At 70.9% G+C, this 14,487-nt stretch carries 16 protein-coding genes and 1 pseudogene; 8 read left to right on the top strand and 9 right to left on the bottom strand.

From position 1 onward, the window contains the following. Position 1 precedes the first annotated feature (1 nt). Positions 2-805, top strand: a complete 804-nt coding sequence (locus AQJ84_RS02000) for an AraC family transcriptional regulator (RefSeq protein ID WP_030041660.1) — start codon at positions 2-4, stop codon at positions 803-805. Between the two features lie 7 nt (positions 806-812). Here AQJ84_RS02000 and AQJ84_RS01995 read toward each other — a convergent pair whose 3' ends face one another. From AQJ84_RS01995 to AQJ84_RS01965, 7 genes are all read right to left on the bottom strand, one after another. Then, positions 813-2,210, bottom strand: a complete 1,398-nt coding sequence (locus AQJ84_RS01995; protein ID WP_259294352.1) for a nucleobase:cation symporter-2 family protein — start codon at positions 2,208-2,210, stop codon at positions 813-815. A gap of 259 nt (positions 2,211-2,469) precedes the next feature. Then, positions 2,470-3,849: an 8-oxoguanine deaminase gene (locus AQJ84_RS01990; protein WP_053192184.1), complete on the bottom strand. Its 1,380-nt coding sequence runs from the start codon at positions 3,847-3,849 to the stop codon at positions 2,470-2,472. A gap of 115 nt (positions 3,850-3,964) precedes the next feature. Beyond that, positions 3,965-4,912 carry a factor-independent urate hydroxylase gene (gene pucL / locus AQJ84_RS01985; protein WP_030041664.1) on the bottom strand — a complete coding sequence of 316 codons (948 nt, stop codon included), beginning with the start codon at positions 4,910-4,912 and terminating at the stop codon, positions 3,965-3,967. A 6-nt stretch (positions 4,913-4,918) separates the two neighbouring features. Then, a complete protein-coding gene (gene uraH, locus AQJ84_RS01980; RefSeq protein WP_030041665.1) occupies positions 4,919-5,317 on the bottom strand; it encodes a hydroxyisourate hydrolase in 399 nt (132 codons plus the stop codon). Between the two features lie 5 nt (positions 5,318-5,322). Further along, positions 5,323-5,832, bottom strand: a complete 510-nt coding sequence (uraD, locus tag AQJ84_RS01975) for a 2-oxo-4-hydroxy-4-carboxy-5-ureidoimidazoline decarboxylase (protein ID WP_053192186.1) — start codon at positions 5,830-5,832, stop codon at positions 5,323-5,325. A gap of 141 nt (positions 5,833-5,973) precedes the next feature. Further along, positions 5,974-6,342, bottom strand: coding sequence for a helix-turn-helix domain-containing protein (locus AQJ84_RS01970; RefSeq protein ID WP_030041668.1), 369 nt, complete (start codon positions 6,340-6,342; stop codon positions 5,974-5,976). Continuing rightward, on the bottom strand, positions 6,339-6,620 hold the full coding sequence (locus AQJ84_RS01965) for a hypothetical protein (RefSeq protein ID WP_078632030.1): 282 nt from the start codon (positions 6,618-6,620) through the stop codon (positions 6,339-6,341). Before AQJ84_RS01965 ends, AQJ84_RS01970 begins: the two co-directional genes overlap by 4 nt. Positions 6,621-6,760: 140 nt before the next feature. On the opposite strand from AQJ84_RS01965, the gene AQJ84_RS01960 reads away from it, so the two are divergent. The 5 genes and pseudogenes from AQJ84_RS01960 (at position 6,761) to AQJ84_RS01940 (ending at position 9,860) form a co-directional block, all read left to right on the top strand. Continuing rightward, positions 6,761-7,618 carry a TIM barrel protein gene (locus AQJ84_RS01960; protein WP_030041670.1) on the top strand — a complete coding sequence of 286 codons (858 nt, stop codon included), beginning with the start codon at positions 6,761-6,763 and terminating at the stop codon, positions 7,616-7,618. Positions 7,619-7,662: 44 nt separating this feature from the next. Then, positions 7,663-8,556: a 2-hydroxy-3-oxopropionate reductase gene (locus AQJ84_RS01955; protein ID WP_030041671.1), complete on the top strand. Its 894-nt coding sequence runs from the start codon at positions 7,663-7,665 to the stop codon at positions 8,554-8,556. A gap of 181 nt (positions 8,557-8,737) precedes the next feature. Continuing rightward, complete coding sequence (locus tag AQJ84_RS41945; protein WP_030041672.1) at positions 8,738-8,920, top strand: catalase; 183 nt, start codon at positions 8,738-8,740, stop codon at positions 8,918-8,920. After that, a pseudogene (locus tag AQJ84_RS41940) lies at positions 8,893-9,315 on the top strand (catalase-related domain-containing protein); the annotation flags it as partial. The gene AQJ84_RS41945 and the pseudogene AQJ84_RS41940, both read left to right, overlap by 28 nt. A 299-nt stretch (positions 9,316-9,614) precedes the next feature. Continuing rightward, positions 9,615-9,860: a hypothetical protein gene (locus AQJ84_RS01940; protein WP_030041674.1), complete on the top strand. Its 246-nt coding sequence runs from the start codon at positions 9,615-9,617 to the stop codon at positions 9,858-9,860. Positions 9,861-10,128: 268 nt separating this feature from the next. Here the strand turns inward: AQJ84_RS01940 and gcl are convergent, their stop codons facing one another. Beyond that, on the bottom strand, positions 10,129-11,913 hold the full coding sequence (gene gcl / locus AQJ84_RS01935; protein WP_030041675.1) for a glyoxylate carboligase: 1,785 nt from the start codon (positions 11,911-11,913) through the stop codon (positions 10,129-10,131). Between the two features lie 183 nt (positions 11,914-12,096). Here gcl and AQJ84_RS01930 point away from each other — a divergent pair, with 183 nt between their 5' ends. Next, the gene (locus AQJ84_RS01930) at positions 12,097-12,786 is read left to right on the top strand and encodes a hypothetical protein (RefSeq protein WP_053192188.1); all 690 of its coding nucleotides are present in this window, start codon (positions 12,097-12,099) and stop codon (positions 12,784-12,786) included. A 42-nt stretch (positions 12,787-12,828) separates the two neighbouring features. Next, positions 12,829-13,362 (top strand): GNAT family N-acetyltransferase, encoded by a 534-nt coding sequence (locus AQJ84_RS01925; RefSeq protein WP_053192190.1) that lies wholly within the window; start codon positions 12,829-12,831, stop codon positions 13,360-13,362. Here the strand turns inward: AQJ84_RS01925 and AQJ84_RS01920 are convergent. After that, the gene (locus AQJ84_RS01920; RefSeq protein ID WP_053192192.1) at positions 13,359-14,477 is read right to left on the bottom strand and encodes an NADAR family protein; all 1,119 of its coding nucleotides are present in this window, start codon (positions 14,475-14,477) and stop codon (positions 13,359-13,361) included. The two genes, AQJ84_RS01925 and AQJ84_RS01920, sit on opposite strands and share 4 nt — an antisense overlap. Between the last annotated feature and the right edge of the window lie 10 nt (positions 14,478-14,487).

The following is a 14,487-nucleotide window of genomic DNA, read 5'->3' as shown; positions in this document are numbered from 1 at the left end:
GGTGACCAACGCCCTCGCCGAGCGCACCGCGACCGTTCCCACCGCTCTGCGTCCCTGGATCACCGGCATCGAGTCCGTGGCCGCCAGGGACGCACTGCCGGCGTCCTTCACCCATGTCCCGGACACGGCGACGAAGTTGGTGGTACGCGTCGAGGAGGGCGGCCGTCGTGACGCGGTGGTCGTCGGCCCGCGCACCCGTGCCTCGTACTACGCGGACGCGGACCGGCGGGTGGCGTCCTGCGTCCAGGTGAGCCTGGGGCCGGGCACGGCCCGTCCGCTGCTCGGGACGCCGGCCGCCGACCTCGTCGGGCGGGTCGTGCCGCTGTCCGCGCTGCCGACCGCCACGGCACGTCAACTAGCCTCCGACATCGTCGACTTGGAGACCGAGGAGGTGATCGCCCACCTGGCGGAACTGCTCCCCGGCCTGCCGGCCCCGGCCGGCGACCGCTCACGCACCCGGGTGCTGCGGGCCGCCGTGGCCGCCCTGTCGACGCGCTCGGGCCACGCGCCCGCCCAGGTCCAGGACGTGGCCCGCGAACTCGCGGTGAGCGAGCGGCAGTTGCGCAACCTCTTCACGGAGGGCGTCGGGCTCTCCCCCAAGCACTACGCCCGCATCGACCGCGTACGGCATGTACTGACGCAGGCGCCGCGGGGTGACTGGGCCGAACTGGCCGCCGCCACCGGCTACTACGACCAGTCCCACATGACGGCCGACTTCCGCACCCTGATGGGTGTCCCGCCCCGCTCGTACTTCACCGGGCGGCTGCCGAGCGCCCGGCCCTGTCAGGCGTTCCGGCAGGTGTGAGGCGCGCTCAGTGCGCGCCGGCCGGGCGGGCCCCGGCGATCTCCTCCCCCGCCTCCATGGGATGCGTGACGTCCTGGGCGTCCCGGTCCCTGCCGAGGTGGTTGAAGACCAGGTTGAGCAGCACCGCGGCGACGCAGCCGGTCGATATGCCCGAGTCCAGGACGATCCTGGCGGTCTCCGGGAAGGCGTGGTAGAACTCCGGCGCGGTGATCGGGATGATGCCGACGGCGAGTGAGACGGCCACGATCAGGACGTTGTTGTCCCGGTCCAGGCCGGCCCGTACGAGGGTCTGGATACCGCTGGCGGCCACCGAGCCGAACAGGACGACACCCGCGCCGCCGAGCACCGGGCGCGGTACGACGGCGATGAGCGAGGCGGCCATCGGGCACAGGCCCATCAGTACCAGGAAGGCTCCGCCGGTGGCGACGACGTACCGGCTGCGGATCCGGGTCATGGCGACCAGGCCGATGTTCTGTGCGAAGGCGCTGCACATGAAGCCGTTGAAGAAGGGGCTGACGGCCGAGCCGAGGGTGTCGGCGCGCAGGCCGGCCGCGATGGTCCGTTCGTCCGCGGGGCGTTCGACGATCTCGCCCAACGCCAGCATGTCCGCGGTCGATTCGGTCATCGAGACCACCATCACCACGCACAGGGAGAGGATCGCGGCGAGCTGGAACTGCGGTGCGCCGAAGTGGAACGGGGTGGGGAAACCGACGAGGTCCGCGTCGGCGACCGGCCCGAAGTCCGTGACACCGAACGGGATCGCCACGAGTGTGCCGACCACCAGACCGAGCAGCACGGCGATCTGTTTGACGAAGCCGCGGGTGAAGCGGCGCAGGAGCAGCACGATCACGAGCGTCGCGGCCGCCAGGCCCAGAAAGGTCGTCGAGCCGTAGTCGGCGGCCGCCGGATCGGGGCCCTGCGCCCAGCCGAAGGCGACCGGCAGCAGCGAGACGCCGATCAGTGTGATCACCGTGCCGGTGACGACGGGCGGGAAGAAGCGGACCGCCTTGCTGAAGAAGGGGGCGGCGAGGAAGCCGAGCAGGCCGGCCACCATGACGGCGCCGAAGATGATCGGCAGGGCGTCGGACTTGTCCTCGGTGGAGGCGACGACGGCGGTCATGGGGGCGACACCGGCGAAGGTGACGCCGTTGACGAAGGGCAGCCGGGCGCCGATCCTCCAGATGCCGAGCGTCTGGAGGAAGGTGGCGAGCCCCGCCGTGAAGAGGCAGGCGCCGGTGAGGAAGGTGAGTTCGGTGCCGGTCAGGCCGATGGCGGCGCCGACGATCAGAGGCGGGGCGACGACCCCCGCGTACATGGCGGCCACGTGCTGCAGACCACTGGTCGCCATCTTGAGCGCGGGGAGTTTCTCGTCGACGGGATGGACGGGGACGGTACTGACGGACACTGCGGCTCTCCTCCGGTCGGTTACACGTCGGCTCTGACGTGGGTGTCAGGGAGGTGGTGCGGTGGTCGTGCGGGACCGGGACGGAGACCGTTCGACAAGAACGGTGGCCGTTCGACAAGAACGGTGGCCGTTCGAAGGAACGGTGGCCGTTCCGGGGCGCGCACGTCCATGCGCGCCCCGGACCCGGCCGCCATGGACCCGCTGGGGTCCACGGCCACCGGTCGAGGGCCGTCCCCCTCGACCGGAGATCTTCAGCTGGTCAGCTCCGCCCGGCGATCTCCGCCAGCCGCCGCGCCTCGGCCCGCGTGGAGCGGGCGATCGCGTCCTCGTCGGCGGTCAGCAGCCGGTTGTCCTCGACGATCTGGCGGCCGTTGACGAAGGAGGCGGTGACCGGCGCCGCCGCGCCGAAGACCAGCGCGGTCACCGGGTCGGCGATGGAGGCGTGGGCCAGTGTGTCCAGCTTCCACAGCACCAGGTCGGCGAGCTTGCCGGGCTCCAGGGAGCCGATCTCGGCGCTGCGGCCCAGTACCTGGGCGCCGCCGTAGGTGCCCAGGCGCAGGGCCTGACGGGCGTTCAGGGCGGCCTCGCGGTGGGCGCCGAGGCGGTTGATGAGGAGGGCGTTGCGCAGTTCGGTGTGGAGTTCACCGGACTCGTTGGACGCGGTGCCGTCGACGCCGAGGCCGACGGGGACGCCGGCGGCGAGCATGTCGGGGACGCGGGCGATGCCGGCGGCCAGCCGGGCGTTGGACGAGGGGCAGTGGGCGACGCCGGTCCTGGTACGGGCGAAGGCGGCGATGTCGGAGTCGTTCATGTGGACGCAGTGCGCCATCCACACGTCCTCGCCGAGCCAGCCGGTGGACTCGAAGTAGTCGGTCGGACCCATGCCGAACAGTTCCTTGCAGAACTGCTCCTCCTCCACGGTCTCCGAGCCGTGGGTGTGCAGCCGTACGCCGAGACGGCGGGCCAACTCGGCGCCCTGCCTCAGCAGTTCGGTCGACACGGAGAAGGGCGAGCAGGGGGCCACGGCGACCTGCGTCATCGCGTCGAAGGAGGCGTCGTGGTGCTGCCCGACGGTCTCCTCGGTCGCGGCGAGAGCACCGTCCAGGGTCTCCACGGCGAAGTCCGGCGGCAGGCCGCCGTCCTTCTCGCTGCGGTCCATGGAACCGCGGGCGAGGGTGAAGCGGACGCCCATCTCGCGGGCGGCACCGATGATCGCGCCGGACAGGTCGCCGGAGCCCTTCGGGAAGACGTAGTGGTGGTCCATGGCGGTGGTGACACCGCCGCGGGCCATCATGGCGAGGGAGCCCTCGGCGGCCGCCCGGACCATCGGCTCGTCGATGCGCGCCCAGGTCGGGTAGAGCGCGACGAGCCAGTCGAAGAGGTTGTGGTCGGTGGCCAGGCCCCGGGTGATCCACTGGTAGTAGTGGTGGTGGGTGTTGACCAGGCCGGGGGTCACGAGGTGGCCGGTGGCGTCGATACGGCGGTCGACGTTCTCCAGGTTGTCGGGGGCCCTGCCCGCGCCGAGCGACTCGATGCGGTTGCCGGCGACGACGACGTGTCCGCTCGGGTACTCGGTGTCGTGGGCGTCGACGGTCGCGATCGCACAGTTCTCGATGACGAGGCGCCGGTCTGCTGCCATGATGCGTCCTTTTCGCTCAGTGGACTCAAGAGAGAGGGCACGGCAGGACCCTGGAGATTTGAGTGCCGTGGCCGGTGCGGGTGCCCCGGCCACGGGTGCCGAGAAATGGAGTTGATCAGAGGTTGGTGAGGTCCACGGGGATCCTCGGCTCGCAGCCGTCCCGCAGGACGGTCGCCTCGATCAGGCCGTAGGGCCGGTCGGCGGCGAAGTACACCTCGTTGTCGTTCTTCAGCCCGAAGGGCTCCAGGTCGACGAGGAAGTGGTGCTTGTTCGGGAGCGAGAAGCGGACCTCGTCGATCTCGCTGCGGCTGTTGATGATCCGTGAACCCATTTGGTAGAGGGTCTGCTGGAGCGAGAGGGAGTAGGTCTCGGCGAAGGCCTGGAGCATGTGCTTGCGCGTCTGCTCGTAGGACTTCTCCCAGTGGGGCATCCGCTGCTCGTCGTCGGTCCAGTTGAAGCGCCAGCGGGCGGAGACCTGGGTGGCCAGGATGCGGTCGTACGCCTCCTTGAGCGTCGTGTACCTGTCCTTGACGTAGCCCCAGAACTCGGAGTTGGTCGAGTTCATCACCACGAGGTCCTTCAGCCCGGAGACGACCTCCCACGACTGGCCGTCATAGGTGATCTGCGTCAGCCGGGTCTCCTGGCCCTTGCGGACGAAGGAGTGCTTGACCTCGTCGGCGCCGATGAACCGGGAGTCGGCGTCGGAGGCCTCGATCCGCTCCCAGGCGTACTCCTCGATGCGGATCCGCGCCGTCGTGATCGGCTCCTGCGACGTCACGAAGTGGCGCGCGAGGTGGATGCCGAACTGCTCGGCGGACTCGATGCCGTGCTCCTTGGCGAACGCGTACACCGTGTTCTTGGTGGTGTCGGTCGGCAGGACGTTGGCGTTCGAGCCGGAGTAGTGGACCTCCTCCATGTCGCCGGAGAGGGCGACGGAGACGTTCAGGTCCTTGATGTGGTGGGTGGCGCCGTCCCGCGTGATCCTGACGACTCGGTTCTCGGCCTTGCCGTACTGGTTCTGTCCCAGGAGCACCGGGCGGGCAGGGCGGGAATTGTCTGTCATCTGTAGCTAGCTCCCTCGGTATACGGAGTAGCCGAACGGGTTGAGCAGCAGCGGTACGTGGTAGTGCTCGCCGGGCTTGACTGCGAAGGTGATCGCTACCTCTGGAAAGAACGCATCGCTGTCCCGATTCGCGGGGGCGTCCTGCTGCGCATCGGCTTGCTTCTTCTCACAACGCTCGAAATACGCCTGGACGGCGAAGTCGAGCCGTACATGGGTGGTGCCCTCCGGCAGGGCCGGCAGGTCCTTGCACCGGCCGTCCGCGTCGGTCACGGAGCCGCCGAGCGCCTGCCAGTCCGCGTCACGCCCACCGCGGGCGGACAACTGGACGGCCACCTCCCCGGCGGGGCGGCCGATGCTGGTGTCCAGGATGTGGGTGGACACCGAGGCGGTGGTGCTGGTGCTCATGCTGCTCAGTCCTCTTCGACGATGCGGGCGAGGCGGATACGGTTGATCCTGCCCAGCTCGGTGCGGACGATCTCCCGCTCCCGCTCCGGCGTGTTGCCTATCCGCTCCTTCACCGCGTCGCGCATCTGCTCGCCGGTCCGGCCGGTGGCGCAGATCAGGAAGACATGGCCGAACCTCTCCTGGTAGGCCAGGTTCAGTTCCAGCATCTGCGCCTTGAGCCCCTCGGAGGCGCCGGCCATGCCGCGCTGTTCCCGCGCCGAGGCGGGGTCGCCCGGCTTGGGGCGGCCGATGGGCGGGTGTCCGGCCATCGCCTCGGCGAGGTCCTCGGCGCTCAGGGCCGCCGTGGCGGCGTCACTGGCGGTGTAGAGGTCGTCGGGGGTGGCGTAGGGGCGGGCGGCGAGCAGCCGCTCGGCCCAGGCCGTGGAGGCGCACGCCTCGCGGAGTGCGGCGAAGGCGGTGTGCTCCTCCAGGGCGTTGAACCGGGCCAGGCCCGGGGGCGTGGAAGTCGACGTCACGGGAGCCTCCGTGGCCGCGAACGGCCTTCGTGCTGATCGGGCTGCCGCTAGCTAACGCCCTCCCGAAGGCCGCGTCAACACTTTGTTGAAAATTCCGGGTTACGGGACCGGGGCGGCCCCGCGGACTGCCCAGCGGCCCGCTCAGCCCTCTTTCTCACGGTTGAGGTAGTTGTAGACCGTGAAGCGGCTCACGCCGAGCGCACCGGCCACGGTCTCCACGCCGTGCCGTACGGAGAAGGCGCCGCGCGCCTCCAGTATGCGCACCACCTCCTGCTTGGCCTTGCGGTCCAGGTCGGCCAGGGGCCTGCCCTTCTTGCGCTCCATGGCGGCCAGGATGTGATCGAGGGAGTCGGCGAGCTGCGGCAGACGCACGGCGACCACGTCGGCACCCTCCCAGGCGAGCACCACGTCGTCGGGGCCGGCCTCGTCCGGCGGGAGCAGTTCGCCCCCCATCGCGTCGACCAGCGGTTTCACGGCCGCGATGAAGGGCTCGTCCCCGGTGCCGGTCACTTCCCACCCTCCCCGCCCACGCCCTCGTCGAGCACGCTCTCGTCGAGCACGTTGAGCTGGAGCGAGATCCGGGTGGCGCCGGACTCCAGGGTCCGGCGCAGCAGGGCGTCCACGGCGGTCAGCACGGCCTCGGAGCCACCCTCCGCCGTGTTGCCGAACGGACCGACGTCCACCGCGTCCAGCTCGGCCGCCTCGATGACCTCCCGGGCCACCACCGCGTGCGCGGGCGCCTCGTCGAGGTCGAAGGGCTCGGTCGTGAACTCCACTCGCAATCGCACGCGCACAACCTAACGCGCGGTGCCGTTTTCCGCCGAGCCCTCTTGACAAGCTCCGATCCCCGACGGCAATCTTCCATTAAGCAGAAACAAACTTCCGTAATACGGAAAAAGCAATCACACGGAAGGGAGCGCCGCACCCGATGCCAGGTTTTGAGTCGAGCACCGCCGCAGGCCAGCGCTTCAACGTCAACCTGTCGATCCTCTTCACGGAACTCCCGCTTGTGGAGCGCCCCGCGGCCGCCGCCGCGGCCGGCTTCACCGCGGTCGAGCTGTGGTGGCCCTGGACCGACTCCCCCACGCCCGAGCGGTCGGAGCTCGACGCCCTGAAGGGGGCGATCGAGGACGCGGGCGTCCGGCTCACCGGCTTGAACTTCTACGCCGGACAGCTGCCCGGACCGGACCGGGGCGCCCTGTCCGTCCCCGGCGAGGAGTCGGAGCGCTTCCGCGCCAACATCGACGTGGCCGCCGACTTCGCCGAGTCCCTCGGCTGCACGGCGCTCAACGCCCTGTACGGCAACCGCGTCGAGGGCGTGGACCCGGCCGAGCAGGACGCGCTCGCCCTGCGGAACCTGGTCCTCGCGGCCCGGGCCGCCGACCGGATCGGCGCGATCCTGCTGATCGAGGCCCTCAACAAGCCCGAGTCGCCGCGGTATCCACTGGTGAGCGCCCCCGCCGCGGTGGGGATCGTCGACAAGGTCAACGAGGCCTCGGGGCTGGGCAACGCGCGGTTCCTGATGGATCTGTACCACCTGTCGATGAACGGCGAGGACCTGCCGTCGGTGATCGAGCGGTACGCCTCGAAGACCGGCCACGTGCAGATCGCCGACAACCCCGGGCGCGGGGCGCCGGGCACTGGCTCGCTTCCCCTGGAAGACCTCCTCGACCAGCTCCGGAAGGCCGGTTACGAGGGCTGGGTCGGCCTGGAGTACAAGCCGGGCGACCGTCCGAGCGCGGAGGCGTTCGACTGGCTGCCGGCCGAGGCACGCGCCGCCCGCTGAGTGGCGACCCACAGACGTAGAACAGCAGTCAGAGAGGCACCCTCATGAGCACGAACCTCCCCAAGATCGCCTGGATAGGCCTCGGCATCATGGGTTCCCCGATGTCCGAGAACCTGGTCAAGGCGGGTTACGACGTCACCGGCTTCACCCTGGAGCAGGACAAGCTCGACCGCCTGACCGCGGCCGGCGGCACCGCGGCCGGCTCGATCGCCGAGGCGGTCCGGGACGCCGACGTCGTGATCACGATGGTGCCCGCCTCACCGCAGGTCGAGGCCATCGCGTACGGCCCGGACGGCATCCTGGAGAACGTCAGGGCCGGCGCGCTGCTGATCGACATGTCCTCCATCACCCCGCAGACCTCGGTCGACCTCGCCAAGGCGGCGGCGGACAGGGGCATCCGTGTCCTGGACGCGCCCGTGTCCGGCGGTGAGGCCGGCGCGATCGAGGCCGTGCTGTCCATCATGGTGGGCGGCGCCCAGGCCGACTTCGACCAGGCGGCGCCGATCTTCGAGGCGCTCGGCAGGACCATCGTGCTGTGCGGTCCGCACGGCTCGGGCCAGACCGTGAAGGCCGCCAACCAGCTGATCGTCGCCGTGAACATCCAGGCGTGCGCCGAGGCCGTGGTCTTCCTCGAGAAGTCGGGCGTGGACCTGGAAGCGGCCCTCGACGTCCTCAACGGCGGCCTCGCCGGCTCCACCGTGCTGACGCGCAAGAAGGACAACTTCCTCCACCGCGACTTCAAGCCGGGCTTCCGTATCGACCTGCACCACAAGGACATGGGCATCGTCACCGACGCCGCCCGCAACGTCGGCGCGGCCCTGCCCGTCGGCGCCGTGGTCGCCCAGCTGGTCGCCGGCCTGCGCGCGCAGGGTGACGGCGGCCTCGACCACTCGGCCCTGCTGCGGGCGGTGGAGCGCCTGTCCGGCGCCCGGATCTGACGCCCTTCCCCAAGCCCCGGGCGGCGTCGGCGCTGACATCTGTCCTGTCGCGCCCAGGCGTCGGCGCCGCCCGGAATCCACTTCAACAAATTGTTGACGTCCAGATCGCCCCAAACCCAGGCTCCACGAAGCGGAAGCACTTTTCCGAAGACTCCGCTGACTCTCGTACGGAAGGTCCACGATGTCGAAGCGCGTGCTCACCACCGAGTCCGGCGCCCCGGTCGCCGACAACCAGAACTCAGCCTCCGCCGGCGCCGGCGGCCCGCTCCTCCTCCAGGACCAGCACCTCGTGGAGAAGCTCGCCCGCTTCAACCGCGAGCGCGTCCCGGAGCGCGCGGTGCACGCCACACCCAGCTCGCGGTGAACGCCCCGAAGGCCGCGCCGGTCAGCAACCACGGCCGGGACGGCCTCATGGCCTCCAACTCCCAGGGCCGCGCGGCCAGGAACTACGAGCCCAACTCGTACGACGGCCCTGCCGAGACCGGCCGGCCCCTGTCGGCCCCGCTGGCGGTGGACGGCTGGACAGGCACCCACGAGGCTCCCCTCCACACCAAGGACGACGACTTCTTCCAGGCGGGCGAGCTGTACCGGCTGATGTCGCAGGAGGAGCGGTCCCGGCTGGTCGCGAACATCGCCGGTGGCCTGTCCCAGGTCTCCCTCGATGCCGTGATCGAGAAGAACCTCACCCACTTCCACGCCGCCGACCCGGAGTACGGCAGGCGCGTGGAGGAGGCGGTCCGCGCCCTGCGCGAGGACTGAGCTCGAGCTCCCTGACCGCGCCCGACCGCCGGCGACCCGGATGAGGGGTGGTCGACCGGTACCGGGCACGGGCAGGGAACGGACCGCGGCGGCGTGCGAGCCAGTGCGGTGGTGAAGGACCCGGACCCCCTTCTCGACCTGAGGGAAGGGCCTCGGGGCTCCGTCGCAGCCGCCGCGGTCCCAGATCGACGACGAGCGCCGGACGCGGACCGTTCCGCACCGGCGCTCTCGGCGTTCCGTCACGAGCGCGGGGCGGCCGCCGGGGTGCGGATCCCCGGCGCCCGCAGGAGCCTGAAGGCATGGCACCTCCAGCACACCCCGCGCAGCACCCGCACATCGTGGTCCACGCCCCCGCCCTGGACGGCTCCCGCCGCGTCACCCGGGACGACGAGAACCTCGGGGTCGCCTCCCACCTGGACGACGTCGTCGAGCTCCTGCGGCTGGCCGACCTCGACCAGGTCGAGGTCGAGGAGAGCGACATCGTCGAATGGCAGGGCGGCGGCCCCGACGACTGGCCGGGGCTGTCCGACCACCATGAGGAGTGAGCCCCGCAGCGCGGGCACACCTCCCCGCACGACCCACGTACGTCACCGGACGTACGTGGGCTACGGAATCCTCAAATCCACCTCTGAACCGGGCCCGGGAGGCTTCACCAGCCCCCGGGTCCGGGCACATTCTCATCAGGCGGGGCCCGCCGGCACGGGGGCGGCGGGCTCCGCACCCACCGACGGCGCACCGCTCCGGGTCGTGGCACCCACCGCGAGGGGCGGCCCATCCACGGATGGGCCGCCCCTGGACGGCTGAGGACCGGCGTCAGACCTTCAGCGTCCTGATCGAGGTCGGGGCGTGCCCCGGCTCGGTGGCGATCTCCTCGAACTCGACGACGTTGCCGATGTCGTTGGTGGTCGACATCGAGATGTTGGTGACGCGCTCCAGGATCGCCTCGACGACCACCGGCACCTGGAACCGGGCGGCCAGCTTCTTCGCCTGCTCGAGGGCCGCGCCCAGTTCGGCCGGGTCGGTCACCCGGATCGCCTTGCAGCCGAGGCCCTCGGCGACCTTGACATGGTCGACGCCGTAGACGCCCAGCTCGGGCGAGTTGATGTTCTCGAACTCCAGCTTGACCTGGAAATCGATGTCGAACGCCCGCTGCGCCTGGCGGATCAGGCCCAGGTAGGAGTTGTTGACGAGGACGTGGACGTAGGGGATCTTGTGCTGCGCGCCGACCGCCAGTTCCTCGATCATGAACTGGAAGTCGTAGTCGCCGGAGAGGGCGACGACCTGCGCCTCGGGGTCGGCCTTCGCGACGCCGAGCGCGGCCGGGATCGTCCAGCCCAGGGGGCCCGCCTGTCCGCAGTTGATCCAGTGGCGCGGCCGGTAGACGTGCAGCATCTGGGCGCCGGCGATCTGCGAAAGGCCGATGGTGGAGACGTACCGGGTCTCCGGTCCGAAGGCCTTGTTCATCTCCTCGTAGACGCGCTGCGGCTTGATCGGGACGTCGTCGAAGTGCGTACGGCGCTGGAGGGTCGCCTTCTTCTCCTGCGCGGCGGCGGCCCAGTCGGAGCGGTCGGGCAGCCGGCCGGCGGCCTTCAGCTCCCGTGCCACCGCGACGAACAGCTCCAGCGCGGCCCTGGCGTCGGACGCGATGCCGTAGTCCGCCGCGAAGATCCTGCCGATCTGGGTGGGTTCGACGTCGACGTGGACGAACTTCCGTCCGGCCGTGTAGACGTCGAGCCTGCCGGTGTGGCGGTTGGCCCAGCGGTTGCCGATGCCGAGGACGAAGTCGGACTCCAGGAAGGTCGCGTTGCCGTAGCGGTGCGAGGTCTGCAGGCCGACCATGCCGGCGTTCAGCTCGTGGTCGTCGGGCAGGACTCCCCAGCCCATCAGGGTCGGCACCACCGGGGTCCCGGTCAACTCGGCGAACTCGACGAGGAGTTCGCAGGCATCGGCGTTGATGACACCGCCACCGGCGACGATCAGCGGGCGCTCGGACGCGTTCAGCATCCCGATCGCCTTCTCGATCTGGGCGCGGGTGGCGGCCGGCTTGTAGACCGGAAGCGGCTCGTAGGTGTCCGGGTCGAACTCGATCTCCGTCAGCTGGACGTCGATCGGCAGGTCGATCAGGACCGGGCCGGGACGGCCGGAGCGCATCAGGTGGAAGGCCTGCTGGAAGACGCCGGGGACCTGTGCGGCCTCCAGCACCGTGACCGCCATCTTCGTCACCGGTTTGGCGATGGAGGCGATGTCGACGGCCTGGAAGTCCTCTTTGTGGATCACGGTGGTCGGGGCCTGGCCGGTGATGCACAGGATCGGGACGGAGTCGCCGATGGCCGAGTACAGGCCGGTGATCATGTCGGTGCCGGCCGGACCGGAGGTGCCGACACAGACGCCGATGTTGCCGGGGTGGGCACGGGTGTAGCCCTCGGCCATGTGCGAGGCGCCCTCCACGTGGCGGGCGAGGGTGTGGTGGATTCCACCGGAGGCCCTGAGCGCGGCGTAGAACGGGTTGATCGCCGCGCCCGGGACACCGAACGCGTCGGTGACGCCCTCGCGCCTGAGAATCTCAACTGCCGCGCGGGCAGCGGTCATTCGAGCCATCGAGTACTCCTGCTTCGGCTGTCGGATCCGCACTCCCGTCGCGCCCCGCGGTGAGCACTTCCCGTGTCTTCCCTCCCGCACTGTTTCCACATTGCGGAAAGTATTTTCTACTATCTGGAAGTAATGTAAGTGGGTGGGCCAAGGCCGTCAAGAGAAGGACAAACGGGGGTCGGCTGGAGGACGATGGGGGCCATGTCCGAGAGCGTGTCGGTGCGCTGCCCGGCCTGCAGACGCGAGCACTTCTACGAGGCACCCTCCTACCCGTGCGTGTGCGGGGCGCCCGTCGCCCCGGCGCTCGACGGGCACGGGACGGCCACCGCGGTCGCCCACCGCGCCTGGGACGAGGAGTGGGTCACCGTGCGGTGCGCCGACTGCGGCCGCGACAGCCAGTGGCCGTACCCCGAGCTGGGCTGCGGGTGCGGGACGGTCCTGCGCGTCCCGGTGGCCACGACGTCCGCCGTCCCGAGCCCCGAGGCCGCCGCCCCGGTCCGTCGCCGTGCCTTCCAGCCCGTCGCGATCCGTACCGCCCGCGACGCGGTCACCGCGGCGGCCCTGTACCTGCGCTGGCTCGGCTACCGGAACATCCGCCGTGCCGACCAGCGGCCTCCGGCGGGCATCGGGCTCGCCGCGGCCGGGCTGCTGGCCCAGGTCGAGCCCACCGTGCGCCCGGCGTCCCGGCGGGACGTGGAGTGCCTGTGGCTGACGGCCATGACGGAGTCCGCGAGCTGTGTCTACTTCTCCCTCGCCGGCTACTCCCCCGACGCCCGCACCCGCGCCGACGCCCTGGGCGTCCCGCTGTTCGTACTGGACCTCACGGGCACCCCGCAGGCGGTGAACGCGCACGCGGACGAGCTGGACGCGGCGGGGGCCTGAAATCCGGTCGCGCCGCGGGAGCGCACGGCCGACACTCGGCCCATGCCCATCCGTCCCGTCACCGCCGACGAGCTCCCGCTGCTCCAGGACATCGAGCGCGCCGCCGGCGCCCCCTTCCGCGACCTCGGCATGGCGGCGGTCGCCGACGACGAGCCACCCGCCCCAGACGTCCTGGAGCGATACCGCCGGGAGGGCCGCGCGTGGGTCGCGGTGGACGACGCTGACGCACCGGTCGCCTACCTCGTCTGCGAACCGGTGGACGGCGCCCTGCACGTCGAGCAGGTCTCCGTCCGTCCCGACGCGGCCCGCCGGGGCGTCGGCCGGGCCCTCCTCGCGTACGCCGCCGACCGTGCCCGCGAGGAGGGCCTGGCCGGCCTCACGCTCACCACCTTCACTCAGGTGCCGTGGAACGCGCCGTACTACGCGCGCCTCGGCTTCCGCGTGCTGGAGGAGGCCGAACTCACCCCCGGTCTGCGGAAGATCCGCGCCCATGAGCGGGAGCTGGGCCTGGACCGCTGGCCCCGGGTCTGCATGCGCCTGCCGGACGGCGCCCGGCCGGCGTCACCGCGGCCCTAGGCCGTGCCGATCCCCGTGCTCTCGGCGTGCAGTTCGGAGCGGACGAGTTCGAGGAGGCGGCCGGTCCAGTTGCGGCCGCGGCCGCCGTTGTCGCCCCAGTAGCCCGAGTCGCCGTCGTCGTAGACGATCGTCGCGTCGTCCGTGGCCAGCAGGATCCGGGCCAGGGCCGGGTGCTGGGCGAACTTGGCCCGCAGCAGGCGGGTCATGACCGCGGTACGGGCCTGCTCCCAGCCCTCGCGCCTGGGGGCGTCGGCGGCCAACTGCTGGGCGGCGTAGGCCTGTTCCGCCTCGGCGATCGCGCTGCGGACGTCGGGGTCGGACGTCGACAGGGCCCAGTAGGCGTGGGCGACGGAGGGGTAGGTGACCCCGTCGACGTCGACGGGGGCCGGGTAGTTGTTGCGCAGGGCCCTGGCGTCCGGGTCGTCGGACGGCTTCAGCGGGTAGCTCTCGTAGAGCTGGATTGCGGGAGCCGTCGGGGTCACCGGGCCGTCCGCCGGGACCCGCTCGGACCGCTCGGAGAACAGCTTCGCCCGGTTCTCGAAGTAGCGGACGGCCTCGTCGTACCACTCCTGCGTGACCACCTTGTCCTCGGGCCGGTACGTGCGGCCGCCCGGTCCCGCGACGAGGACCTGCAGCGGCCAGTCCTTGCGGTCCATGTCGCCGAGCGCGTAGTGGCGCCGCGTGCGCGGGATCGCGAGATAGGCGTCGCGGGCCGCCTCCCGCCTCTCCTCCGTCCGGTCGGCGAGGAACGCGTCGACGGCGGCCAGGCAGCGGTCCGTAGAGTCGGGCCGCCCGTTGAGCTGGTCCACGGTGTCGCGCACCTCGGCGAGCAGCAGCTCGGGGGTGAGCCAGGTGCGCGGCTCGGCGAACGTCCAGCCGGCGAGTTCGTGACCGGAGGCGACGGCACCCTCGGGAAGCTCGGTGGCGACCCACCCGGACCGCAGCTTCTCCTCGAACTGCTCCAGGGTGACCAGGCCCCAGCAGTCGACGAGCCCGTCGGCGTAGATGAACAGGTCGGTCAGGTGGTAGTCGAAGTTGTGGATGAAGACGTGCCGCCAGGTCCCGGGTACCCGTATGCCGTCCGCCATGCGGTAGGTGGTGCGTCTGCCGATCATCGCGACAGTC

Source organism: Streptomyces resistomycificus, assembly GCF_001514265.1.
Lineage (GTDB): Bacteria > Actinomycetota > Actinomycetes > Streptomycetales > Streptomycetaceae > Streptomyces > Streptomyces resistomycificus.
This window is presented reverse-complemented; position numbering and strand designations above follow the sequence as displayed.